The sequence below is a fragment of the Pseudomonas bananamidigenes genome, from assembly GCF_001679645.1.
Taxonomy (GTDB): Bacteria; Pseudomonadota; Gammaproteobacteria; order Pseudomonadales; family Pseudomonadaceae; genus Aquipseudomonas; species Aquipseudomonas bananamidigenes.
On record NZ_LRUN01000063.1, the window covers coordinates 1 to 23,578 of the forward strand.

The following is a 23,578-nucleotide window of genomic DNA, read 5'->3' on the forward strand; positions in this document are numbered from 1 at the left end:
GGTTAGGGTGAGGGCGCTTTTAATGCTTTTAACGTCCTTTAAGCCTTGCCCGGCCAGGCACTGACAAACTCCGCCAGATCAACCTTTTCCGCCACTCGCGGTTCTTTCTGCGGCGTGCCGAGGTAGAGAAACGCAATCACCTCCTCGTCATCCGTCAGCCCCAAACCTTTGGCGACATGTTTCGAGTAAGCCAGCTCACCGGTACGCCATACCGCCCCAATCCCCTGCGCATAGGCCGCCAGCAAAATCCCGTGGGCTGCACAACCCGCCGCCAGCAACTGCTCGGCTTTCGGGTATTTGACATGATCCTGCAGTTTTGCGATGACCACGACCACCAGCGGCGCCCGCAGCGGGCCGTTGCGGGCCTTGTCGATCATCGCTTCGGTGACTTCGCCTTCCTGCATCTGCGCAGCCTGCGCCAGCAACTCACCCATTTGCTCACGTGCCGCGCCTTCGACGGTCAGAAAGCGATACGGCTGCAAATGCCCGTGATCCGGTGCGCGGGTCGCGGCGGCGAACAGCACTTCGCGTTGTTCGGCGGTAGGGGCCGGGTCGACCAGTCGCGGAACGGAAACACGGTTGAGCAAAGCGTCGAGAGCCTGCATCGGCCACCTCCTGAAAAAAATGTCCGGCTATTCTAGCTGCAAGTGATCCGGCCGCGTCGGTTTACATGCCTTGCCTCGCAGGTAGAATGGCGCCTTTCCCACATCAGCCCGAGCGGACTTCATGGCGTTGCCGACCTTACGGATCATTGGTTTCATCATCGGCATCTTCCTGATCACCCTGGCCATCGCCATGGTCGTGCCCATGGCCACCCTGGTGATTTTCGACCGCACCGGTGACCTGCCGTCGTTCCTCTGGGCGAGCATGATCACCTTCGTCGCCGGCCTGGCGCTGGTGATCCCGGGACGCCCGGAACACATTCACCTGCGCCCCCGCGACATGTACCTGCTGACCGTCACCAGCTGGCTGGTGGTGTGCATTTTCGCCGCGCTGCCGTTTCTGCTGACCCAGCACATCAGCTACACCGACTCGTTCTTCGAAAGCATGTCCGGCATCACCGCCACCGGCTCGACCGTACTCAGCGGCCTGGACACCATGTCTCCCGGCATCCTGATGTGGCGCTCACTGCTGCACTGGCTCGGCGGCATCGGCTTCATCGGCATGGCAGTGGCGATTCTGCCGCTGCTGCGCATCGGTGGCATGCGCCTGTTCCAGACCGAATCCTCGGATCGCTCGGAAAAAGTCATGCCCCGTTCGCACATGGTGGCGCGCCTGATCGTGGTCACCTACATCGGCATCACCATTCTCGGCAGCCTGGCGTTCTGGTGGGCGGGAATGAGCCCGTTCGATGCGATCAACCACGCGATGTCGGCGATCTCCACCGGCGGTTTCTCGACCTCTGACCAGTCCCTGGCCAAGTGGACACAACCGGCGGTGCACTGGGTGGCGGTGGTGGTGATGATCCTCGGCAGCCTGCCGTTCACGCTTTACGTGGCCACGTTGCGCGGCAACCGCCGGGCGCTGATCAAGGATCAGCAGGTACAAGGCCTGCTCGGAATGCTGCTGGTGACCTGGCTGGTACTTGGCACCTGGTACTGGTGGACCACCGACCTGCATTGGCTGGACGCACTGCGTCATGTGGCGCTGAACGTGACGTCGGTCGTGACCACCACCGGTTTTGCGCTGGGGGATTACAGTCTGTGGGGCAATTTCTCGCTGATGCTGTTTTTCTACCTGGGCTTCGTCGGTGGCTGTTCCGGCTCGACGGCTGGCGGGATCAAAATCTTCCGGTTCCAGGTCGCCTACATCCTGCTCAAGGCCAACCTCAATCAGTTGATTCACCCGCGCGCGGTGATCAAGCAGAAGTACAACGGCCATCGCCTCGACGAGGAGATCGTCCGTTCGATCCTGACCTTTTCGTTCTTCTTCGCCATCACGATCTGTGTGATAGCCCTGTTGCTGTCACTGATCGGCGTGGACTGGATGACGGCGCTGACCGGCGCGGCCAGCACCGTTTCCGGCGTCGGGCCGGGGTTGGGTGAAACCATCGGGCCGGCCGGCAACTTCTCGACGCTGCCGGATGCCGCCAAGTGGATCCTGTCGTTCGGCATGCTGCTGGGCCGGCTGGAGATCATTACGGTGTTTGTGCTGTGTATTCCGGCGTTCTGGCGCCACTGACCGCGTTCGGCGCGTCCAGCAAACGCGCCCGGTAATCGCCGGGCGTGGTGTCGAACCAGCGGCGGAAGGCGCGGAAGAAATTGCTCGGGTCGGCAAACCCCAGCAGATAGGCGATTTCCAGCAGGGTCATGTTGGGCTGCGCCAGGTATTGTTCGGCCAGTTCGCGGCGAGTGTCATCGAGCAACTGCTGGAAACTGGTGCCCTCCTCCTGCAAGCGCCGTTGCAGAGTGCGCTGGGACAGATGCAGCGTCTGCGCCACCGTATCGCGTTTGGGTTCGCCCTGAGGCAACAGACGGCACAACACCTGACGGGCCTTGTGGGTCACGCGGCTTTCGGAAAACCTTGCCAGATATTCCCCGGCAAACCGGTCGTGCAGCAGCGCCATCGCCTCGTTGGCCGTGGGCAGCGGCGCTTCCATGTCGGCCCGCTCGAAGATCAGCGCGTCATACGCCGCATTGAATACCAGCGGTGCATGAAAGGCTTGTTTGTAGGGTTCAAGGTCATCGGGTTCGTCGCCCTGCACCAGCACCTTGCGCGGGTGCAAGGTACGCCCGGTCAGCCAGCCGCACAATGACAGCGCGCAGGCCAGCGAGGCTTCGGCACTTTGCCGGGTCGGCGGCAGATGATCGCCGTGCACCGTCAGGATCAGCGCATAGCCTTCGTCGAGCAGACGAAAACTCAGGTCGGCACTTTCGGCGATGATCCGCTGATACCGCACCAGTCGCTGAAAGCCTTCGGCCAGGGTGTTGCTGGACATCAACGCGTAGCCCGCAACATGAAACGAGGCGGGTCGTACCACCTTTCCCATGTTCAGGCCGATGGCCGGGTTGCCGGACAGCTCGACCGCCCGCTGCCAGAGTCGGGTCATGGAATCCTGCGGGAAACGCGCGTCCGGATCCTCCAGCGCCGCATAATCAAGCCCCAGTTGCTTGAACAGAACCCGACAATCCAGGCCGTCCATTTCCAGTGCCTTGACAATCCCCATCGCCCAGCTTGCAGAAGTCGTACGTTCGCTCATGGCGTTTTTTTCTTGGATGACATGATGAGCCGCATACTACGGCCGATTTTCCAAGGATAGTAAAGTGGCGCCGATTGTCACTGGCCGACGCCACTGTTCACTCTAGACTCAAATAAGCTACCCGCCGAACAACCTGCCATCAGAACAATAACCACAGAGACAGCGGTCGTGGAAACCATCAAGCCTTTCAGCAGCTTCGCCGAGTTCTATCCGTACTACCTCAGCGAACACAGCAACAGCACTTGCCGTCGCCTGCACTTCGTCGGCACGACGCTGGTGATCTTCATTCTCGCGTTGACCATCGCCAAGGGCGCCTGGCTGCTGTTGCTGGCCCTGCCGCTGGCCGGTTACGGCTTCGCCTGGGTCGGGCATTTCTTTTTCGAGAAAAACCGGCCGGCCACCTTCCAGCATCCGCTCTACAGCCTGCTGGGCGACTTCGTCATGTATCGCGACATGATCCTGGGTCGCGTGGCGTTCTGAAAACCTGACCGGAAGGATTGTCGATGAACGCCACTGCCAAATTCACCCACATGGAACACGGCACCCAGGAAGACTGGGCAATCATCGCGGCGGATTTCAGTGCCTACGCCCGTCAATTGCCGGGCCGGATCATCGCGCACCTGAAATTGCTCGAAGGTGATTTCGGCGGGTTCCCGGTGGATCGCCTGACCCACTCGCTGCAAACCGCCACCCGTGCATATCGCGACGGGCGCGACGAGGAATACGTGGTCTGCGCCCTGCTCCACGACATCGGCGACACTCTGGGTTCCTACAATCACCCGGACATCGCCGCCGCCATTCTCAAACCGTTCGTCAGCGCCGAAAACCTGTGGATGGTGGAGAAACACGGAATCTTCCAGGGCTACTATTTCTTCCATCACCTGGGCATGGATCGGCACTTGCGCGAGCAGTTCAGCGGCCATCCGCAGTATCAGGCGACCGCCGAGTTCTGCGCGAAATACGACGCGGCGGCGTTCGACCCGGACTACGACACCCTGCCGCTGAGTTTCTTCGAACCGATGATCGAGCGGCTGTTCGCCCAGCCGAAAAACTCGATCTACAAAGCGGCGATGGAAGAACACAGCACCGCCTGAATGTGATGTCGGCTGTACCGGCCTCTTCGTCGGATCGTCTCCCGAACCAAGCCCGCTCCCACAGGTTTCGCGCCGTACAAAGAATCTATGAGCGACGCGGTCACTGTGGGAGCGGGCTTGCCCGCGAAGAGGCCTTAGAAAACACCAGAGATCCTAAGCCAGCTCGGCAACCTTGGCCGCTTTCAATTCGGCCTCCCGCGCCTGCGCATCCGCCAGGCGATACAGCTCGATCGTACCGTCCCAGTGCTCGATCAGCGCCGTGCACGACTCCACCCAGTCTCCGCAATTGAGGTAATCCACTTCGCCGACCTTGCGGATCTCGGCGTGGTGAATGTGCCCGCACACGACACCGTGCAGCTCGCGCTTCACGCATTCATGAGCGATGGCCTCTTCGAAGTCGCTGATGAAATTCACGGCCGTCTTCACCTTGTGCTTCAGATAAGCCGACAGCGACCAGTAGCCGTAGCCATATTTCGCCCGCCAGTGATTGAGCCAGCGATTGAGGGTCAGGGTGAATTCGTAGGCCGAATCGCCAAGGAACGCCAGCCAGCGGTGATAACGGGTGATCACGTCGAACTGGTCGCCGTGGATCACCAGCAAGTGCCGGCCATCGGCGGTGACGTGCACGGCTTCGTCCACCAGCTGGATGTTGCCCAGAATCAGCTTTGAATAGCGGCGCAGGAATTCGTCGTGGTTGCCGGTGACGTAGATCACCTCGGTACCGCGCTTGCTCATGGTCAGCAAACGGCGAATCACATTGGTGTGCGCCTGGGGCCAGTACATGCCACCGCGCAGCTTCCAGCCGTCAATGATGTCGCCCACCAGGTAAATCCTGTCGGCGTGATAGCCCTTGAGGAACTGCGACAGATGCTCGGCCTGGCAATCCCGCGTGCCCAGATGCACGTCGGAGATCCACAAGGTGCGAACCCTTTGTTTACGGCTGGGTCGGGCGAGCTCGGCGCTGGTCATGGGCAACCCTCTGCGATGTTTTCGCCACTGTGCGCGAACCCGGTTAATCGACCATGACAGGCATGCGTCAGTCTTGTGACAAACGCGCCGACTGCGCGCCGGTGTAGACTGGCAGCTCGCCCGGAGACCGCCATGCAACCGATCCTGATCCTGCGCCATTACACCCACGACCTGATCGTCCACAGTCACGACCACGCGCAACTGGTGTTCGGCCTGTCCGGCGCGCTGGATTTCGAGGTCGAAGGTCATGGCAGTCAGGTCCTGCAGCAGAGTTTCGTGGTGATTCCCGCCGGCGCGCACCATGCGTGCGGCAGCCCCAAGGGCAGCCGTTGTCTGGTGCTGGACGTGCCGGACGAGCAATGGCTGACCCGTTCGCTGGGCGATCACGCCGAGGCCAGCCGCCGTCTGCTGGATAACACCGCACGCCTGTCGCTGGATGCCGGGCAAGGCCAACTGGTCAACTGGCTGGCGAACAGTCCGGTGGACGATCCGTTGATCGCGCAACAGGGCGCGGTTTTGTTGCTGGCCAGCCTGAACCACGCTCGACCTGCCGAAATCTGCGCCCGCCGCCTGCCCTACGCGGCACTTGATGCGCACATCGAGCAATACGCGGCCTATCCGCTGCAAGTGGCGGACCTGGCTCGCGTCGCCGGATTATCCAGCGCTCGACTGCACGCCCGGTTCGTCGCCGAATGCGGGCAGACGCCCATGGACTACATCCGCAGTCGACGCCTGCACAAGGCCATCACGCTGTTGCGGGAAACCACCCTGCCCATCGGTGAAGTCGCCAGCCGCGTCGGCTATGGATCGCAAAGTGCATTCTCGGCTGCCGTCCTGCGTGAGTTTGGTACCTCTCCTACACAATTGCGACGCGAGACTGACGACAAAAGTCGATAGTCTGCCGACAGACGTTTCGACGGATACACGCTTCAATGTGTGCCTGAAATGGTGTTTGGAAAAAGGACTGCAATGACTCCCCGTACCGCCCTCGGCGCCCTGCATATCGGCGCATTGATGTTCGGCCTGACCGGCGTCTTCGGCAAACTCGCTGCCGCCACGCCGGCGGTCATCGTCTTTGGACGAGCCGCCTTCGCCGTACTTGCGCTGGCTTTCTTCACCCGTTTCGCCACCGATCACGGCTGGCAAAGACTGCAAGCCGTGGACTGGCGACGACTGGCCCTGAGCGGTGTATTGCTGGCCGGCCACTGGGTGAGTTTCTTCGTCGCGGTGAAGGTCGCCGGTGTCGCCGTCGCCACGCTGGGCTTCGCCAGTTTCCCGGCCTTCACGGTGATCCTCGAAGGTCTGATCTTCCGCGAGCGTATTCGCGCCAACGAGATCATTCTGGTGGCGCTGGTCAGTGTCGGGCTGATACTGGTAACCCCGGCGTTCGATCTGGCCAGCGGCGCCACTGCCGGCCTGCTCTGGGCGATCCTGTCCGGCCTGCTGTTTTCGCTATTGTCGCTGACCAACCGGGCCAGCTCCGGTCGCATCCCGGCAGTGCAGGCAGCGCTGTGTCAGAACGTGGTAGTGGCGTTGTGTCTGCTGCCGGTGGCGGCGCCACAACTGAGCGACGTTCGTGCCATCGACTGGTTGTGGATCGGGCTGCTCGGGGTGTTTTGCACCGGCGTCGCCCACAGCCTGTTCGTCGCCAGTCTGGCAGTGATCAAGGCGCGCACTGCAGCCGTGGTGTTCGCCATGGAGCCGGTGTACGGCATCACCGTCGCGTGGCTGCTGTTCGATGAAAATCCGACCCTGCGCATGCTGCTGGGCGGTGCACTGATCATCGTGGCCATCGTGGTGTCGAGCCAGCTGTCAGGCAGCTCCGGCAAAAAAGCCGTGGCAGCCGAGGCGGCCCCTCACTGAGTTCGGTCGTTATGGCCAAGGTCGCGTTCCGGGTCGATCTGGTCGCGTACCCGCTGCTTGAGCACCTTGGCCTCGGGAAAACCACCGTCGACCTTGCGCTCCCAGATCTGCACGCCGTCGCAACTGATGTGAAAAATCCCGCCGGTGCCCGGCACCAGCGACACTTTGCCAAGGTCGTCGCCGAAGGTGCTGAGCAACTCCTGCGCCAGCCACGCGGCACGCAACAGCCACTGGCACTGCGTGCAATAAGTGATGACGATTTCCGGTTTTGTGGCGGTCATGATCGCTGAAACTCCTGAGCCAGAGGGCGCCGCTATAATAGCCGGCTTTAACGCTCGCCCCGAGACTCACAATGCGTCGTCTGCTGATCTGCCTGTTGCTTGGTTTCCTGCCGCTGTTCGTTCATGCCAGTGAAGCACCCCGACCGAAAGTCGGTCTGGTGCTGTCCGGTGGCGCGGCCCGTGGGCTGGCGCACATCGGCGTGCTCAAGGCGCTGGAAGAGCAAGGCATCAGGATCGACGCGATCGCCGGCACCAGCATGGGTGCGGTGGTCGGGGGCCTGTACGCCTCGGGCTACCAGATCGACGAGCTGGAAAAAATGGCCTTGAACATCGATTGGCAGCAGGCCCTGTCCGATGCGCCACCCCGGGAAGACGTACCGTTTCGGCGCAAACAGGATGACCGTGATTTTCTGGTGAAGCAGAAACTGAGTTTTCGCGACGACGGCAGCCTCGGCCTGCCGTTGGGGGTGATCCAGGGACAGAACCTGGCGCTGCTGCTGGAAAGCCTGCTCGCCCATACCAGCGACACCCGGGATTTCGACAAGCTGCCGATCCCGTTCCGCGCCGTGGCCACTGACATCGCCAATGGCGAAAAAGTAGTGTTTCGCAAGGGCCACCTGCCCCAGGTGATTCGCGCCAGCATGTCGATACCGGCGGTGTTCGCCCCGGTCGAGCTGGACGGCCGGTTGCTGGTGGACGGCGGCATGACCGACAACATCCCCCTCGATGTCGCCCGGGAAATGGGCGTCGATGTCGCCATCGTGGTCGACATCGGGACCCCGCTGCGCAATCGCAAGCAACTGACCACCGTGGTGGATGTGCTGAACCAGTCGATCACCCTGATGACCCGGCGCAATTCCGAGGAACAACTGGCCGCGCTGCACCCCAATGACGTGCTGATCCAGCCACCACTGGCCAGTTTCGGCGTCACCGACTTCGGTCGCGCCGAAGAAATGATTGACGCCGGATACCGCGCCACCAAAGCCCTTGACGCCCGCCTCGCGCGATTGAAGCCTGCGGTACCGCAGGACGCGGAGCTCAACGCCGCCCGTGCACCGGGCCAACGCACGCCGATCATCACCGCGATCAAAATCGAAAACGACTCGAAAGTCGGCGACGACGTGATCCGTTACTACATCCGCCAGCCCATTGGCGAACCGCTGGACCTGGGTCGACTGCATTCGGACATGGGCACCCTGTACGGTCTGGATTACTTCGAACAGGTGCAGTACCGCGTGGTACACAAGGGCCAGGAACACACGCTGGTGATCAGCGCCCGGGGCAAGCGCAGCGGCACCGATTACTTGCGGGTCGGCTTGAACCTGTCGGACGACATGCGCGGCGACAGCGCCTTCAATCTGGGCGCCAGTTACCGCATGAACGGCATCAATCGCCTCGGCGCCGAGTGGCTGACCCGGGCGCAAATCGGTGACAAACAGGAACTCTACACGGAGTTCTACCAGCCGCTGGACGTGGGTTCACGCTACTTCGTCGCCCCCTATGCGGCGTTCGAAGCCCAGAATGTCGACTCGGTGCTCGACAACGATCCGGTCGCCCAGTACCGCGTCGAGCGCTACGGTTTCGGACTCAACGTCGGGCGCCAGATCGGCAACAATGGCGAAATCCGCTTTGGCGTCGGCGAGGCCTGGGGCAAGGCAGACGTGCGGATCGGCGATCAGGATCTGCCGAGCGAACATTTCAATGAAGGTTTCTATGCGCTGAAGTATTCGTTCGACTCACTGGATAACGTGTACTTTCCCCATGACGGCAAGGACGTCAGCCTGACCCTGATGCAGTTCGAGCCGGGCCTGGGCTCCGACACGCGCTACCGGCAATGGGAGTTCAAACTGGACAAGGCCATGAGCAGCGGCCCGGACACGCTGATCCTGGGCGGTCGCTATGGGCGCACGCTGGACGATGCCAATGTGGTGACTTCTAGTTTCCTGCTCGGTGGCGCCCGGCAGCTGTCCGGTTTCCGCGAAGACGCCATCTCCGGGCAGAACGTCAGCCTGCTGCGGGCCGTGTACTACCGCCGTCTGACGCCACGCGCCTACCTGCCACTGGATTTCCCGCTGTATGCCGGCGGGTCGCTGGAGCGTGGCCGGGCCTGGAACAACGATAACGACTTCGACAGCGGCTACATCAATGCGGCCAGCGTATTCATCGGTTTCGACACACCGTTGGGGCCATTGAATTTCAGCTATGGCCTCAACGATGCCAATGAACAGGCGGTTTACCTGAACCTGGGGCAAACCTTCTGAGCCGGGTCAGCGAATTCCCGCCAGCAGAGTTCGGGCGGTTTGCCTGAGGGGCTCGTCGCCCTCCTTGAGCAGCTCATTGAGCAAGGCGATCGCACTGTCGATATCGCCATCGTCGATGCAGGTCTGGGCCTGTTCGAGTTTTCCCGCATTGGCGGCTTCTATCGGATCAGGCTCTGGCTCCGGCGCTTGCAGATCAAGTGGCTCCAGCGCCAGAGACTGCTCGGGATCGCCAAACTCGTTGAGGAAATCGTCGTCTATCGGCGGCACCTCCGGTTCGGCGATCCACTCCAGCTCAGCCGTTTCAGGGCTCTCATCGACAGATGACGGAGGCTCGAAATCCTGTGGCAGTACCTGCAGGCTGGAGCCGAACGCAGACGGGGCCGGCGCGGAGGTATCACTGGAAGCGCGACTGTCCTTCAATTCCCAGGCGGAGTCCGTGGACAACGCATCCAGATTCAGCTCGAAATCGTCTTCGGCCAGGGGTTCGGCAGGCAACGCAGGCTCAGCGGGCAACGCAACAATGGCGGGGGCCACCGGGGTCGGCGCTGGGGTCGCTGTCAGTTTGGAGTGACGTGAGCGGACATCGGCAAGCCGCTGCTCTTCGACACCGAGCTGGCGCAAGTGCTGTTCCTGTTCGTCATAGGCTGCCTGATCGCCCTGCCGTCCCAGCACATCGAGCAACTGCATACCGAGATCAATGCGCTCCGGGTCCTTTCGCAACGCTTCGCGCAGCAGGCCAAGCGCTTCGCCCAGCCGACCATAGGCCAGGTAAATACCTACGGCTTCCAGTACATCGCCGCTTGTCTGTTCGTCTCGATGCTCAACGGCTCCGTGCGCAGCATGGGGGCGAACGTGTTCGCTGTCATTGAGCTCTGGTTCGCTTCGCTGCGGCAGCATGCGTGCCGATCCATCCGGGATCGTCGCCTGCTGACGCCGGCGGCGCACGATCAGCCCGGCCACCAGCCCCCCGAGCAACAGCAACAAGCCCAGGAGCAAAGGCCAACTGACAGAGTCGTCTTGTGTCTGCGTCGGCGCTGCGACCGGCACCGGTGCAGGCGCTGCCGGTGCTGCAGGCGCCGGCGGAGCCTTTTGAACCTCTGCCAGACGGGCCTGCAGATCAGCCAGCTGCTTCTTGCCGTCGGCGATTTGCACATCCTGCGTCTGCAGCTTCAGATTCAGCTCATCGATGGTCTTCTGCAATTGCTGGTTCTGCAGCACGCTGGCCGCCAGTTGTTCCGCCTGCGCGTCATTGGCTGGCGTCGTTTGAGGCGCTGGCGCGACCGGTGCGGCAACAGGCTTGTTCTGGGGGGTGGCTACAGGCGGCTCGGGCGTCGGGAATTCCGAAGATTGCGCATGGACATCAGGTTCGTCGGTGGCCGGCACGATCCCCGGCGAACCCGGCGGATCGATCAGCACCGTGTATTCACGCAGCAGGTGGCCGTTGGGCTGATTGAGCTGCACCAGGAAATTCAGGAAAGGTTCGTTGACCGGCTTGGTGGAGGTCACCCGGATCAGATTGCGATTGCCGTGCAGGATCGGCGTGAACTTGAGGTCGTTGAGAAAGAACACCCGCTCGACGCCGGCTCGGCCGAACTCGTCCGCCGAGGCCAGGCTGGCCGAGAGTTCGCCTGCACTGAGCCCGGCGGCATCCACCAGGGCGATGTCGGCCTTGAACGGCTGATTGAGCGCTGAGTGCACGGTGATGTCACCGAGCCCCAGAGCCAGCGATGCCGTGGACCAGGTGACAACACCGGCCACCAGCAGTGAATGGGCGCAACGCAGTACTACGTGCCGACTGTCGAGCATGAGCATCCCTTAAATAAGCAAAACCGACTTCTATGGGTTCGCACATCCGGTACGAACACGATATTGCCCAGTAGTTCTTATAGTCTGCCCAGCGCGATCCCTCAAAAAAACGGCACGTCGTTGTGCCTCAAGATTTTTCCAGATTCGCCAGAATGTGCCCGTGAACCCGCATGCACACCTTCATGTCAGCCTCATCGATGCCCTCGAACAACTCCTTGCGCAGCTGCGTGGCGATGGTTTCGATCTGTTCGATCAGCGGGCGGGCCGGGGCACACAACACAATCTTTTTCGCCCGACGGTCTTCCATCACGGACTGACGTTGCACCAGCCCCTGGCTTTCCAGACTGTCAAGCAGCCGGGCCAGGGTCGGCCCTTCGACGCCGACGCTTTGCGCCAGCTCCCGCTGGGTCGGGGCTTCCTCGAAACGCGCCAGATGCAGCAGCACCAGCCAGCGCGCCTGGGACAGACCCAGGCCGGCCAGCCGGCGATCCAGCTCGGCACGCCAGCCACGGGACATCTGGGCCAGTTGCATGCCAAAGCGGTGTTGATCGGTTAAGGGCATAAAACACTCATGGTCAGGCTGAAGAAATAGAGAAAAACTAATTATTAGTCAGCTAAGCATGACATTTGGCTATAGGCAAGGGGGGACTTGTACTGAATCGTTACATCCAAAAAGCCCCTCACCCTAACCCTCTCCCCGAGGGAGAGGGAACCGATTGGGGAATATTCAGGAAAAACGCCGACCTGAATGCTCTGAGCTGAATCCAAAATCGACCCGATATTTCAGGTCGATGGATAGCTCAAGACAACTCGGTCGGCTCCCTCTCCTGGGGGAGAGGGAACCGATTGGGGGGAATATTCAGGAAATACGCCGACCTGAATGCTCTGAGCTGAATCCAAAATCGACCCGATATTCCAGGTCGATGGATAGCTCAAGACAACTCGGTCGGCTCCCTCTCCTGGGGGAGAGGGCTGGGGTGAGGGGAATGGGCCGAATTACATTTCGAATTCAGATTGCAGCGCGGCCCTTACGCAATACAGCACACCCTCCGGAACACGGCCGGCAAACAGCTCCGCCACTTCGGCGACGGATGGCAATTCGCCCTCGCCGTCGAGGAATGCGTCCTGCACTTCGCCCATCAGGTCTTCCGGCAGATCCAGCGCCTGCTCCAGCGACAATTGCTGCTTGCCGATGGCTTCGGCGAGCATGGTGTAAACGTTCTTTTCCGAGCACTGCAACTGGCCGGCGATCTGCAATGGCGTCATGCCGGCGCGGGCCAGGGTGATCAGTTCGTGGCGCACATCGGCCACCACTTTCGGCGCCTCTGCCTCGCCGCCCAGCACCTCGAGGAACGCCTCGCCGTAACGCTCCAGCTTGCGTGCGCCGACACCGCTGACCCGAGCCATCTGCGCCATGGAGGTCGGCTGGCTGCGGAGCATTTCCAGCAGCGTCGAGTCAGGGAAGATGACGTACGGCGGCACACCATGTTCTTCCGCCAGTTTGCGCCGCAGGGCGCGCAAGGCTTCCCACTGTTCGCGTTCTTCGCCACGCACCAGTTGGCTGGCCTGGCTCTTGCTGCCGCTCTTGGCAGTGATTTGTGGCTTGAGGTCGCGGCGCAGCTCCAGGCTCACTTCGCCCTTGAGCAGCGGCCGACAGGTGTCACTCAGACGCAGCCCGCCGTAGCCCTCATGATCGACGTCCGCCAGACCACGGGCCACCAACTGGCGGAACAGCGAACGCCATTCACTCTCCCCCAGCGCCTTGCCCACGCCGAACACCGACAGGTGCTGATGGCCGAAGCTGCGGACTTTTTCGTTGTCCTTGCCCAGCAGCACGTCCACAAGGTGGCCGACGCCGTAACGCTGGCCGGTGCGGTAGATCGCCGACAGTGCCTGACGCGCAGGCTCGGTGGCGTCCCAGGTCTGCACGCCGTCGATGCAGTTGTCGCAGTGGCCGCAAGGCTCGGGCATGTCTTCATCGAAGTACGCCAGCAACGCCTGACGGCGGCAACGGGTTTCTTCGCAGAGCGAGAGCATGGCGTCGAGCTTGTGCTGCTCCAGACGCTTGTGGCGCTCGTCGCCTTCGGAGTTCTGCAGCATCTGCTTGAGCATCACCACGTCCTGCAGACCGTAGGCCATCCACGCATCCGCCGGCAGACCGTCACGACCACCACGTCCAGTTTCCTGGTAATACGCCTCAAGGGATTTCGGCAGGTCGAGGTGAGCAACAAAGCGCACGTTGGGTTTGTCGATGCCCATGCCGAACGCCACAGTGGCGACCATGATCAGACCTTCCTCGTTGAGGAAGCGCTTCTGGTGATAGGCGCGCAGGTCGTTGGGCAGACCGGCGTGGTACGGCAGCGCCGGGAAGCCCTGCTCGGTGAGAAACGCGGCCACTTCCTCCACCTTCTTGCGCGACAGGCAGTAGACGATGCCGGCATCGCTGCGCCGCTCGGCGAGGAACGCCAGCAACTGCTTGCGCGGCTGCTCCTTGGGCACGATGCGGTAGAAGATGTTCGGCCGGTCGAAGCTCGACAGGAAGCGTTCGGCGTTCTGCAGATGCAAACGGGTGACGATTTCTTCGCGGGTACGCTTGTCGGCGGTGGCGGTCAGGGCGATGCGCGGCACGTCGGGGAACATTTCCGCCAACTGCCCCAGTTGCAGGTATTCCGGACGGAAGTCATGGCCCCACTGCGACACGCAATGCGCTTCGTCGATGGCGAACAGGGCAATGTTCAAACCTTGCAGGAAAGACAGCATGCGCGGCTGCACCAGACGCTCCGGCGCCAGATAGAGCATTTTCACTTCGCCGCGCCGGATCCGGTTGGCGAGGTCGCGTTGCTGTTCGGGGCTCAATGTGGAGTTCAATGACGCAGCGGCCACGCCCAGTTCTTCAAGGGTGGCGACCTGATCGTCCATCAGCGCGATCAGCGGCGACACCACCACGGCCAGGCCATCGCGCAGCAGCGCCGGTACCTGAAAGCACAGCGACTTGCCACCGCCGGTCGGCATCAGCACAAGGGCATCGCCGCCACTGGCCACGCGCTCAATGATTGCACCCTGGCGACCGCGGAAACTGTCGTAGCCGAAGATGTCCTTGAGGACGCGTTGAGCCTGTTCGAGCATAAAAACTCCAAAAATCCACCGAAACATCCCTGCACAGGCTGGTTCAAGGCAGCCGGGGCCGCTTTAAACAAAACGTAAGGGCGCATTGCAGGACGCCGTACAAAATCAGCCGCGACGCCGGCAGGGATCGCAAAGCGCGGCAGTATACCCGAGCCCTTCCCGGCAAAGGGTGCCGCCGATAAGAAGCTTGTGGGCGCAAATGTGCCATGCGGCTGGCTTGAGGGCTCAAGAAGGCCTAGAATTCCCGCATTGTTTATTCCCCCAAGGTAGCCTTTTAATGTCCTTCGCCGAGCAACTAACCCGCCTGCAAGTCTTCCTCGACGCCGACGAGCTGCATGAAGAGGCGCTGGACTATGTGGCCGCTCACGGCTACCTGACCGCGCTGTCGATCTGCGCCGACGTGGTGCCGGATCGTGAATGGATCGACGCCCTGTTCGCCGAAGAGCCGCATTACAGCAGCGAAGCCCAGCGCGAAGAGATCGAAGCCACGCTGATCGGCCTCAAGGCCCACATCGCTCGCCAACTGGCCTCCGATGAAGAATTCGAGCTGCCGTGCGACCTGGACCTGGGCGACGAGCCGGATGATTCCGAACTGCGCGGCTGGTGCATCGGTTTCATGGAAGGCGTGTTCCTGCGCGAAGCGGCCTGGTTCGAAACCGCCGAAGAAGAAGTCAGCGAAATGCTCCTGCCGATCATGGTCGGTTCGGGTCTGTTCGACGAACAGCCGGAATTCGAAGACATCGCAAAAGATGCCAACCTGATGGACGACATGATCGTGCAGATTCCGGAAGCCCTGACCGCGCTGTACCTGCTGTGCCACGCTCCCGACGAAAAACCGGCGATCCTCAAGCCACGTCACCACTAAGTTGCGGCCTATGGACAACCCCATAGGCAACCGCCCCCTGATGTTGCGCTACATCCTGCTGGCCATCGGCTGGCTGAGCGTGGCATTGGGGGTGATCGGGATATTCCTGCCTGTTCTCCCCACCACCCCTTTCCTCCTGCTGGCAGCCGCCTGCTTCGCCCGCAGCTCTCCGCGCTTCTATCAATGGCTGGTCGAGCACCCCCGGCTCGGGCCATGGATCCGCGACTACCTCGATGGCAACGGCATACCGCTCAAGGGCAAGGTCTATGCGATCGGGCTGATGTGGGCGAGCATTCTGTTCTCGTGCTACCTGGTGCCACTGCCGTGGGCGCGGGGGTTCATGTTGACCAGCGCGGTGTTGGTGACGGTTTATATCTTGCGGCAGAAGACGTTGCGTAAATCCTGAGGCACCCCGCACGGTGACCGCTTGTCGAAAACCCTCGTTCCCCTGTCAGATCTGACAGTAGGCAGCTAAACGCGTCAGCGCTCTAATCCTTCGTCAACGGTGCCGGCATCCAGACATTCGGGCACCCCTTGCGAAGGTGCGCATACATGAACAGTCCACTTACAGCGTCCGGTTCCACGCCCAATACAATCGTTGTTTTTCCACCTGACCGCAGCGCCTCTGGCGTACTTGTCGTCTATCCGCCCTACCCCGTCGGGTACAAACCCCAACCTGATGCAAGCCTGGGCGTCAACATCAACATGGTGCATGGTGACCGCGATGGTTTGCTGATCTACATCCTCGTTTATCTGAACATGGCCGTCGGCGACTACATCAAAGTATTCATCGAGACGAAAAACGCGCCGGTGGTGGAGTTTCCAGTTACCGACGCACATTTCGACAGTAACGGCGACGCGAAAAACATCCCTTGTTATATCCCCGCCGCTGTCATGGAAAGCAAGTTTGCGCCCTTGCTCTCGGAAAAGAAGGATATCTGGGTCGAGGTTCGTCGTATCAGCGACAACTCTACGGAGGACTCGCCGCATGCCCCGCTGTTCTACAAATACCCAGCCCCGGGCGAGCCTGACACGGATGGCGGCAAGCCATTCAATCAGGGTCTGAAATTGCCGGTAGCCTCGGAAACGCTCATCGATCAGACCGTAATCAACGACGGGATGTTTGTGACGGTACTGGAGTACTTCAATCAGCAAATCGGCGACACCGTGGTGCTTGCTTTCGGCTCGCTGTTGCTGGAAGTCGAAGTCACCGCACTGGGCGATGTAGTGTTCGAACTGACGCCCGAAATGCTCGCCACCCTCAAGCCCACCAACCTGATAATCGTGCGCTGGGAGGTATTCGATGTGGTCGAGAACTCCAGTGGCTGGTCGGATGCACTGGAGATTGTATTCAAGCCCGGCATCGTATTGCTGGCCGCCCCCATTTTCGAACTGGCCGATATCGACAACGTGGTGCACCACGATTGGCTCGCGGGCGGCCCCATGCCGATATTGATCACCGGGATTTTCGCGATTGGTGATGAGGTGGTGCTTTTACTTGAGGGCGTCACCGAAGGCGGTGACCCCGTTAGTCACAGCTACTCGATACCGGTGTCGACCGCCACTCGTTCGCTGAGAGTAGACGTTGACAACTTTCGAGTGCAAAACCTCATCAGAGGCAGTTGCCGCGCGACCTACAGACTGACCCGAGCCGGCAAGACTCAGGAGTCGAAACCCGCCGATGCCACCATTGCCGGTGGAACGTTCAAGCTGGGCCAACCCACCGTCACACCACTGGAAAATACCGACACCGTCCCCGTGGATACCCTGGAGGTCACGGTACAGTGCGCAGACTATTGGCCTCTGAAACCGGGGGCGACTGTCCAACTGCTCTGGCAAACCGTCGACGATGCGGGCGTGCCGGTCCTTGTCATTTTCCAGCAGATCGTCACCGACCCGACGCTATCCATCATTTTCAAGGTACCTGCCAAATATGTCGGCCCTTACCCCGGCTCGTCGCTGGTGGTGCAATGCGCGATCATTAATCCGAACGAAGTCAGAGTCGTATCCGAACCGCTGCCGTTGAAGATCGGTGACGAGAAAGCCATCGTGCTCGATCCGCCAAAATCGGCGGGCGCCCTGCCACCGTTTGATCCGTTGGGCGCAAATCAAACGATTCGTGTCGAATTCCCGGCGAAGATTCAGGGTGACCAGGCAAGACTGGTACATGTGAACGCTCCCGTCGGCGCTACGCCTTTCGCTTTGACACCTCTGAACCAGAACAACCGCGCCAACTGGGTGCTCGACACCCGGTTTCTGGTCGCCCATCAGGGTACAACGGTTCGTCTTCGCTGGAACTTGCGGCGCAACAACAAAAAACTGGCCTCCTCGCCGGGAGCAGACTTTGAAATCGCGCCGATCTCCCATGAGGACCCTCGCTTCCCAACGCCGCGAATCAGTGGAGTCAGCGGTGTCATCGAGGTGAAAAAGCTGACAGCGGCCAATGTGCTGGAGGTTGATCCGTGGCCGGGGCAGGCGCCGGGACAAGCCAGATTTCTCACCTTTGAAGGCACTCATAAAAACGGCAGCGCCGTCAGTTATGAAGCGTTGAAAGGTGAGGAAACGGGAACGGAGTCCGGCTCCAGAACCGCACTTTCGCTGCCGTGGTTTGCTGATCTGAAAGACGGTAGCGAATTGAAAGCTAAATTTTCAGTGGCACTGGGAAGCGGGAAAGAGCCTTTGCGATTTCCAACTCTGATACTGATTGTTGCATCGCTGGTGGAACTGCAACCGCTCATCACAGCGGTACAAGCCCCTCAAGGGGAAGTTCCTCATAACACCGAAACGATATCCACGACCCTGACCATTCACTGCCGTGGCAGCGTCAACGAGCAAATTGAAATCCTGGTCAACGGTGCGGTGCAGAAAGTCGTCACTACCGATAGCGCGGGCAACGCTCCCGGTGCTCCAGTGACGGTGAGCAACTATGACGCCAACAACTCGATCGTTGCCAGAGCGAAATATGGCAGCAACCTTTCGTCTCCGGCACGCAACGTTATCCTTCGCCGGCCTCTGCAAATCGATACGACGCGCAGGCTTCTAGACGGATATCGGGTCTATACCGGTTGGCCGGAAACAGGTGCCAGATGGCCGCGTAACTGGCTACAACTAAGCCCGCAATATGGTGTGGGCCAGCGTACCTTCAGTTCAAGCAATCCCTCTGTTGTTTCCGTTGACGTCAATGGCGTGGTAACCGGCCTTCGCTGGGGGGCTGCCTACATTTATGTTCAGGACAAATTCACCACCCATGCGATCTATGTGGACTCAATCAATATTTACAGATTGGATATCTACGCTGCAGGTATGACGCATTATGAAGCCGTGAACTGGATGAACAGCGTTCCAGGTTCGATTCCCTTGACACTGACCTGGCCCTCCATCTACGTGGTTTATGGGTATAACTGGCCTCTGTCGGCAGGATGGGTTACGTGGATGTGCGATACCACGGCGTGCCCCGCAGGCACCGTCGGATATTATGTTCATGGAGGTGGCGGACATGTATGTACCACTAACGTGAATGCTCGTTATTGGCCATGGTGTCTGAGACGGTATTGAGCGAAAAAAGAGAAAAGGGAGTGCATAGTTCCCTCCGAGCCCGCGCTTCCGGTAATCCGGGAGCGCGGGTTTGTCGTTTTCGCGCCTTAGCAAAACCTTGTTGAAGAGTGTTGAACCTTATGTCCGCAAAGCCACGCCACCTTGCGCCTTTGCCTACGCATCCGCCAGAATCCGCCGGCTTGTGCGCCTTGGGGGCGGGTTCTATTGTTTGGCGGTCGCTGAAAAGCAGCGATCGGGTTTAGCAGCCCGGATCTACTCTAGACGCACAATGCCGTTCGTTCGTGATCAGGCTCACGCCTGTCCGTTCACGTTATGGCGGCTTTGCGTGGGGCACTTCGGTGCGCCGGGTTCTAGAGTCCTGGTCTGCTAACCCGCGTACGGCCGCCACCTCTTTCGTTTAGCAGCGAAGCGTGGCGCCTCCACTACTCTAGAGGCTTTACCCATGGTCAAACCCACGCCAAACCCGCCGGAAGTCGATTCGACTTCCCCCTACGAAACCCTCGATTCCAAGAAATTCCACGAAGCCGCCGAGCGCGCCCTCGACCACTACCTCAATCCGTTCCACCCCAGAAAACCGCTGCTCAAACCCAACACCCGCTACCTCATCGCCCCCGGCATCCCGAGCGAAGAGCTGCTGGCCGACGCCTGCGAAACCCTGACCTCAGCCAAAACCATGGCCAGCGACTTCGCCGGGATGATCGATGCGCCGCAGCGGCATGTGCTATCGGGAATTGCGCAACTGATCATGCTGGGAGAGCTGGCGGTGAATCGGGTGCTGGATGATCTGGACCTGAAGGCTGACGCAAACCTCTAGCCAAGTGAGCGATTGTGGCGAGGGAGCTTGCTCCCGCTCGAGTGCGAAGCGCTCGCAATGCTCTTGGGGGCTGCTTCGCAACCCAGCGGGAGCAAGCTCCCTCGCCACAGTTTTACCAGACATAAAAAACCCGCCGTCCCGTATAACCGGGACGGCGGGTTTTATCGTTTCAGCGTTCAGATCACACCGTATCCACCTTCAACGAATGATCATTCAGCATGCCGTTGATGATCGTCGCCGTGTCATGCCCACCGGCAATCACCCCGCCCGCCCCCGGCGTCACACCGTAATGGCTGGCCAGATTGACGCCGGCCAGGTCAATGGTCTGGTTCGGCGTGGCGCCGGCCATGGCGCTGACATCGATGGTGGTAACCACCGAGGCGCCGCTGCCGGTGACGGTGAAGTGCAGGTAGTCATCCAGTGACGCTGCCGTGCCGTTTTCACCTTGCAGCAGTTGCGACAGGTCGAGCTTGTCGGTGCCTGGGGTGAAGTCGGTGATGGTGTCGTGGCCGCTGTTGCCCTTGAGCCACTGGAAGGTGTCGGCGCCCGGCCCGCCGGTCAGGGTGTTGTTGCCCATGCCGCCGATCAGCAGGTCGTCCCCCCCGCCGCCGTTGAGGATGTCGTTGCCCAGCCCGCCGTTGATGACGTTGTTATTGTTGTCACCGGTCAGGGTGTCGTTGAAGTTCGAGCCGACGAGATTCTCGATGCCGCTCAGAGTATCGGTACCCGCGCCGACGGTGTTTTGCGCACCGAGCAGGCCGAGGTTGACCGTCACCCCGGCGGTGGCATGGGCGTAGCTGACCGTGTCGATACCAGTGCCGCCGTCGAGGATGTCGTTGCCCGGCCCGCTGTAGAGCAAGTCATTGCCGGCGCCGCCGTGCAGTTCGTTGTTGCCGGAACCTGCGGTGAGCACGTCGTTGCCGTCGCCACCGTTGAGGATGTTGTCGCCGCTGCCCGCCACCAGCACGTCATCACCGGACGTCCCGGTGAGGGTGTGGCCGTCCTGATAGCTGATGGTCACGTTGGCGGTATCGCTGCCGCCGTGATTGTCGTTGGCGGTGTAGGTGCCCTGGAAATCCGGGGTGACATCGTGGGCCCCGGCGTAGTTGACCGTCATGGTCAGTTGGTAGTTTTCCGCAGCGTTGGGGTTGCTGCCGCTGGTATTGGTGATGTTGGTGATGTGGATCTGATACGTACCGTCGGCGCTGGCGGTGATGGTGCCGCCATCGGCGATGCTGACGAACGCCCCGCCGTTCACCGAATACTCCATGGTGATGTGTCCGGCCGCCAGGTTGTGGTCGAGGTTGAGGGTCTCGCCCTGTTTCAGTTTGACGGTGATCAGGTCTTCATCGTTGGCATTGGCGTTGGTCACCGCGCCGAGGTAACCGCTGACCACCAGCACGGCTGTCATCGCCGCTGTGTTGGCCGCGAAAGAGCTGCGTACATCGGCGAGGTTCTGGTTGGCGCTGGTGTTGCTGGTGCCGGTGAAACTGATTGCGCCGCTGCCAGTGAAATCCGCGCCCTTGGCCACCCAACCGGTGTTGAAGGTGGTGGGCGAAGCGTTGAGGCTGTCGCCGTCCGGATCGCTGTCGTTGGCCAGCAGCAGCTCGCCCGGCACCGTCACGGTGCTCGACAGCACGTTGGTGATGATGTGATCGTCCACCGCTACCGGAGGCGAATTCGGGATGACTTTCACCGTCAGCGTCGAGCTGGCGAGGTCGCCGTCGTTGTCACTGAGGGTGAAGCCGATGTTCTCGGTGATCACCGTGGTGGTGGTTTTCTGCGAGGTGTAGCTGTAGTCGCCGGTGTCGAGGTTGACCACCAGCGTGCCGCTGTTGTTGGTGGCGATGCTCAGGGTGTTGTTCACCGTGTTGAAGGTGCCGTGGTTGGTACCGCCGCTGGCGGTGAGCGAACCCTGGCCGCTGTTGGCTTTCGGGTCATAGGTGTAGGTGGTGCCGTCGACCACGATGGACTTGATGAAACCGCCATCGGCGCCGAACGAACCACTGTCCCCCAGCAGCGAACCGGTAACCGGCGCGCCTTCCACGGTGCCGGACAGCACCGAGTTGAGTTGATTGAGATCGGTGACCACCACGGCATTGGTGTTGGTGTGGCTGATGCCGTCGTAGGCGATCGGATCGAGGTTGGCGTTGCTCACACCGCTGCCGAGTCCGATGGCGTAGTTCTTGATGTTGTTGGCATCGAGGAAGTTCTTCAGCGCGGCCTCGTCGGCAGTACCGATTTCCTGTCCGGTGGTGGGTTTGCCGTCGGAGAAGAAGTAGCCGACGTTCTGCGCCCCGGTGAGTTTTCCCGAGGTGTTGAACGCGGTCTGCATGGTCGCCACGGCCGCATCGTAGTTGGTGCCGCCACCGGCGCTGAGGCCGGCGAGCAAGGTCTTGGCGGTCGCCACGTCGACCCACACCGACGTGCGGTCAGTGGCGCTGCTGCTGAAGGTGACGAGCTGCACTTTCACATCGCCCAGATCGTCGTACTTGTCGAGCAAGGCGCTGATCGCCTGCTTGGCCAGGTCCAGCCGCGACAGGCCCGGCACGCCGGAGGCGTCGGCCATGCTGCCGGAGATGTCGAGCACGATGAGGATGTTGGAATCGATCTCCACCGCCGCCACCGAACGATCCGAGGCCACCGCCTTGGGCACGTCGTCGACGATGTTGACCACGATGGTGCTGGTGGTGCTGTTGCCCAGCGCATCGGTGGCTTTGTAGGTGAAGCTTTCGCTCAGGGTGTTCGGTCCGTCGTTGGCGTTCGGTGTGGTTTTCGGCGCCGAGGTCAGGGTGTAGGTGTACGTGCCGTCGGCATTGAGCTGGATCTGCCCGTAGGTGCCGGTAGCGCTGCCGACCAGGGTGTAGGTGATCGCGCCGCTGCCGCCGGTGACCGCACCGACCAGCGTGCCGCTGGCGGTTTCGCCGGTATTGGTCGGGTCGCTGCCGATGACCGTGCCGGGGGCCAGGTCTTGTCCGTCCTTGGTCAGGTCGAGGGCTTTTTCGTAGACGGTCACGTCCTGATCGACCGAGGCCACGAGTTTGCTGTCGGCGACGTTGACGGTGATGGTCGTGGTGCTTTCGTCGCCGTCACTGTCGCGGATGGTGTAGGTGAACGTGTCGGTGGCGCCCGGCGGGCTCACCGAGTTCGGGTTGCTGTGATAGACGGCGTTGCCCGCCGCATCCAGGGTCAGGTAGCCGTAGGTACCGTTGATGTTGCTGTTGAGGCCGCCGATGGCCGAGGTCGAGGTGTCGCCGCCGGCCCTTACACCCACCACCGCACCGCCCGCTGCCGGGCCGTCGGCACCGGTGACATCGTTGCCCAGTACGCTGATATTGACCGTGCCGCCCTCCACCACCGAGCCGGTGTCGGCCTTGGCGGTCGGCAGGTCATCGACGATGTTGACGTTGATCTGCCCCGACGCGGTGCTGCCATCGCCGTCGGTGGCCACCACGTTGAAGTTCTCGGTGATGCTGTTGGCGCCGTTGCCGGTCGGATGCGCATCGTTGTGCACCAGGGTGTAGCTGTAACTCACGACACCGGTTGCGGCGTTGAAGCCGGTGACTGTCAGTGTGCTGCCCAGCGGCGTGGTGACCGATTGCGGGAAGCCGGCGGCCACGCCATTGGTGACCACCGCAATGCCGCCGACGGTGAGGGTTTGCAGACCATCGAGGGCGGTGACGGTGAAGGTGCCACTTTGGGTCAGCGCAGTAGCATCCGGCGCACTGCCGGTGCTGAGGTTTTT

18 protein-coding genes are annotated in these 23,578 nt (G+C 61.2%); 10 read left to right on the forward strand and 8 right to left on the reverse strand.

The window, feature by feature from the left end:
- Nucleotides 1-38 precede the first annotated feature (38 nt).
- Nucleotides 39-605: a nitroreductase family protein gene (locus BBF94_RS21345; protein WP_065260948.1), complete on the reverse strand. Its 567-nt coding sequence runs from the start codon at nucleotides 603-605 to the stop codon at nucleotides 39-41.
- A gap of 121 nt (nucleotides 606-726) precedes the next feature.
- On the opposite strand from BBF94_RS21345, the gene BBF94_RS21350 reads away from it, so the two are divergent.
- On the forward strand, nucleotides 727-2,181 hold the full coding sequence (locus BBF94_RS21350; protein ID WP_065260949.1) for a TrkH family potassium uptake protein: 1,455 nt from the start codon (nucleotides 727-729) through the stop codon (nucleotides 2,179-2,181).
- Here BBF94_RS21350 and BBF94_RS21355 read toward each other — a convergent pair.
- Nucleotides 2,138-3,199, reverse strand: a complete 1,062-nt coding sequence (locus BBF94_RS21355; protein WP_218060143.1) for an AraC family transcriptional regulator — start codon at nucleotides 3,197-3,199, stop codon at nucleotides 2,138-2,140. The genes BBF94_RS21350 and BBF94_RS21355 overlap by 44 nt on opposite strands.
- Before the next feature lie 168 nt (nucleotides 3,200-3,367).
- Here BBF94_RS21355 and BBF94_RS21360 point away from each other — a divergent pair, with 168 nt between their 5' ends.
- Nucleotides 3,368-3,679 (forward strand): DUF962 domain-containing protein, encoded by a 312-nt coding sequence (locus BBF94_RS21360; RefSeq protein WP_065260950.1) that lies wholly within the window; start codon nucleotides 3,368-3,370, stop codon nucleotides 3,677-3,679.
- Nucleotides 3,680-3,702: 23 nt separating this feature from the next.
- On the forward strand, nucleotides 3,703-4,293 hold the full coding sequence (locus BBF94_RS21365; protein WP_065260951.1) for an HD domain-containing protein: 591 nt from the start codon (nucleotides 3,703-3,705) through the stop codon (nucleotides 4,291-4,293).
- Nucleotides 4,294-4,446: 153 nt separating this feature from the next.
- On the opposite strand, the gene BBF94_RS21370 is transcribed toward BBF94_RS21365, so the two are convergent.
- Nucleotides 4,447-5,262: a UDP-2,3-diacylglucosamine diphosphatase gene (locus tag BBF94_RS21370; RefSeq protein WP_065260952.1), complete on the reverse strand. Its 816-nt coding sequence runs from the start codon at nucleotides 5,260-5,262 to the stop codon at nucleotides 4,447-4,449.
- A 132-nt stretch (nucleotides 5,263-5,394) separates the two neighbouring features.
- On the opposite strand from BBF94_RS21370, the gene BBF94_RS21375 reads away from it, so the two are divergent.
- Nucleotides 5,395-6,159: a helix-turn-helix transcriptional regulator gene (locus tag BBF94_RS21375; RefSeq protein WP_065260953.1), complete on the forward strand. Its 765-nt coding sequence runs from the start codon at nucleotides 5,395-5,397 to the stop codon at nucleotides 6,157-6,159.
- A gap of 72 nt (nucleotides 6,160-6,231) precedes the next feature.
- Complete coding sequence (locus BBF94_RS21380) at nucleotides 6,232-7,125, forward strand: DMT family transporter (protein ID WP_065260954.1); 894 nt, start codon at nucleotides 6,232-6,234, stop codon at nucleotides 7,123-7,125.
- Here BBF94_RS21380 and BBF94_RS21385 read toward each other — a convergent pair.
- On the reverse strand, nucleotides 7,119-7,406 hold the full coding sequence (locus tag BBF94_RS21385; protein ID WP_065260955.1) for a SelT/SelW/SelH family protein: 288 nt from the start codon (nucleotides 7,404-7,406) through the stop codon (nucleotides 7,119-7,121). The two genes, BBF94_RS21380 and BBF94_RS21385, sit on opposite strands and share 7 nt — an antisense overlap.
- A gap of 71 nt (nucleotides 7,407-7,477) precedes the next feature.
- Between BBF94_RS21385 and BBF94_RS21390 the strand changes: the two genes are divergently transcribed.
- Complete coding sequence (locus BBF94_RS21390) at nucleotides 7,478-9,667, forward strand: patatin-like phospholipase family protein (protein WP_065260956.1); 2,190 nt, start codon at nucleotides 7,478-7,480, stop codon at nucleotides 9,665-9,667.
- Nucleotides 9,668-9,673: 6 nt separating this feature from the next.
- On the opposite strand, the gene BBF94_RS21395 is transcribed toward BBF94_RS21390, so the two are convergent.
- From BBF94_RS21395 to recQ, 3 genes are all read right to left on the reverse strand, one after another.
- The gene (locus BBF94_RS21395) at nucleotides 9,674-11,473 is read right to left on the reverse strand and encodes a FimV/HubP family polar landmark protein (RefSeq protein WP_065260964.1); all 1,800 of its coding nucleotides are present in this window, start codon (nucleotides 11,471-11,473) and stop codon (nucleotides 9,674-9,676) included.
- A 127-nt stretch (nucleotides 11,474-11,600) separates the two neighbouring features.
- Nucleotides 11,601-12,035, reverse strand: coding sequence for a MarR family transcriptional regulator (locus BBF94_RS21400; RefSeq protein ID WP_065260957.1), 435 nt, complete (start codon nucleotides 12,033-12,035; stop codon nucleotides 11,601-11,603).
- 434 nt (nucleotides 12,036-12,469) lie between these two features.
- The gene (gene recQ, locus BBF94_RS21405) at nucleotides 12,470-14,599 is read right to left on the reverse strand and encodes a DNA helicase RecQ (protein WP_065260958.1); all 2,130 of its coding nucleotides are present in this window, start codon (nucleotides 14,597-14,599) and stop codon (nucleotides 12,470-12,472) included.
- Nucleotides 14,600-14,876: 277 nt separating this feature from the next.
- Here recQ and BBF94_RS21410 point away from each other — a divergent pair, with 277 nt between their 5' ends.
- From BBF94_RS21410 to BBF94_RS21425, 4 genes are all read left to right on the forward strand, one after another.
- The gene (locus BBF94_RS21410; protein WP_065260959.1) at nucleotides 14,877-15,464 is read left to right on the forward strand and encodes a UPF0149 family protein; all 588 of its coding nucleotides are present in this window, start codon (nucleotides 14,877-14,879) and stop codon (nucleotides 15,462-15,464) included.
- A 10-nt stretch (nucleotides 15,465-15,474) separates the two neighbouring features.
- The gene (locus tag BBF94_RS21415) at nucleotides 15,475-15,870 is read left to right on the forward strand and encodes a YbaN family protein (RefSeq protein WP_065260960.1); all 396 of its coding nucleotides are present in this window, start codon (nucleotides 15,475-15,477) and stop codon (nucleotides 15,868-15,870) included.
- Nucleotides 15,871-16,016: 146 nt separating this feature from the next.
- Complete coding sequence (locus tag BBF94_RS21420) at nucleotides 16,017-19,019, forward strand: hypothetical protein (RefSeq protein WP_141676613.1); 3,003 nt, start codon at nucleotides 16,017-16,019, stop codon at nucleotides 19,017-19,019.
- Between the two features lie 442 nt (nucleotides 19,020-19,461).
- Nucleotides 19,462-19,833, forward strand: coding sequence for a DUF6124 family protein (locus BBF94_RS21425; RefSeq protein ID WP_065260962.1), 372 nt, complete (start codon nucleotides 19,462-19,464; stop codon nucleotides 19,831-19,833).
- Nucleotides 19,834-20,014: 181 nt separating this feature from the next.
- Here BBF94_RS21425 and BBF94_RS21430 read toward each other — a convergent pair.
- Nucleotides 20,015-23,578 (reverse strand): beta strand repeat-containing protein (locus BBF94_RS21430; protein WP_141676614.1); only part of this gene is annotated, 3,564 nt, incomplete at its 5' end.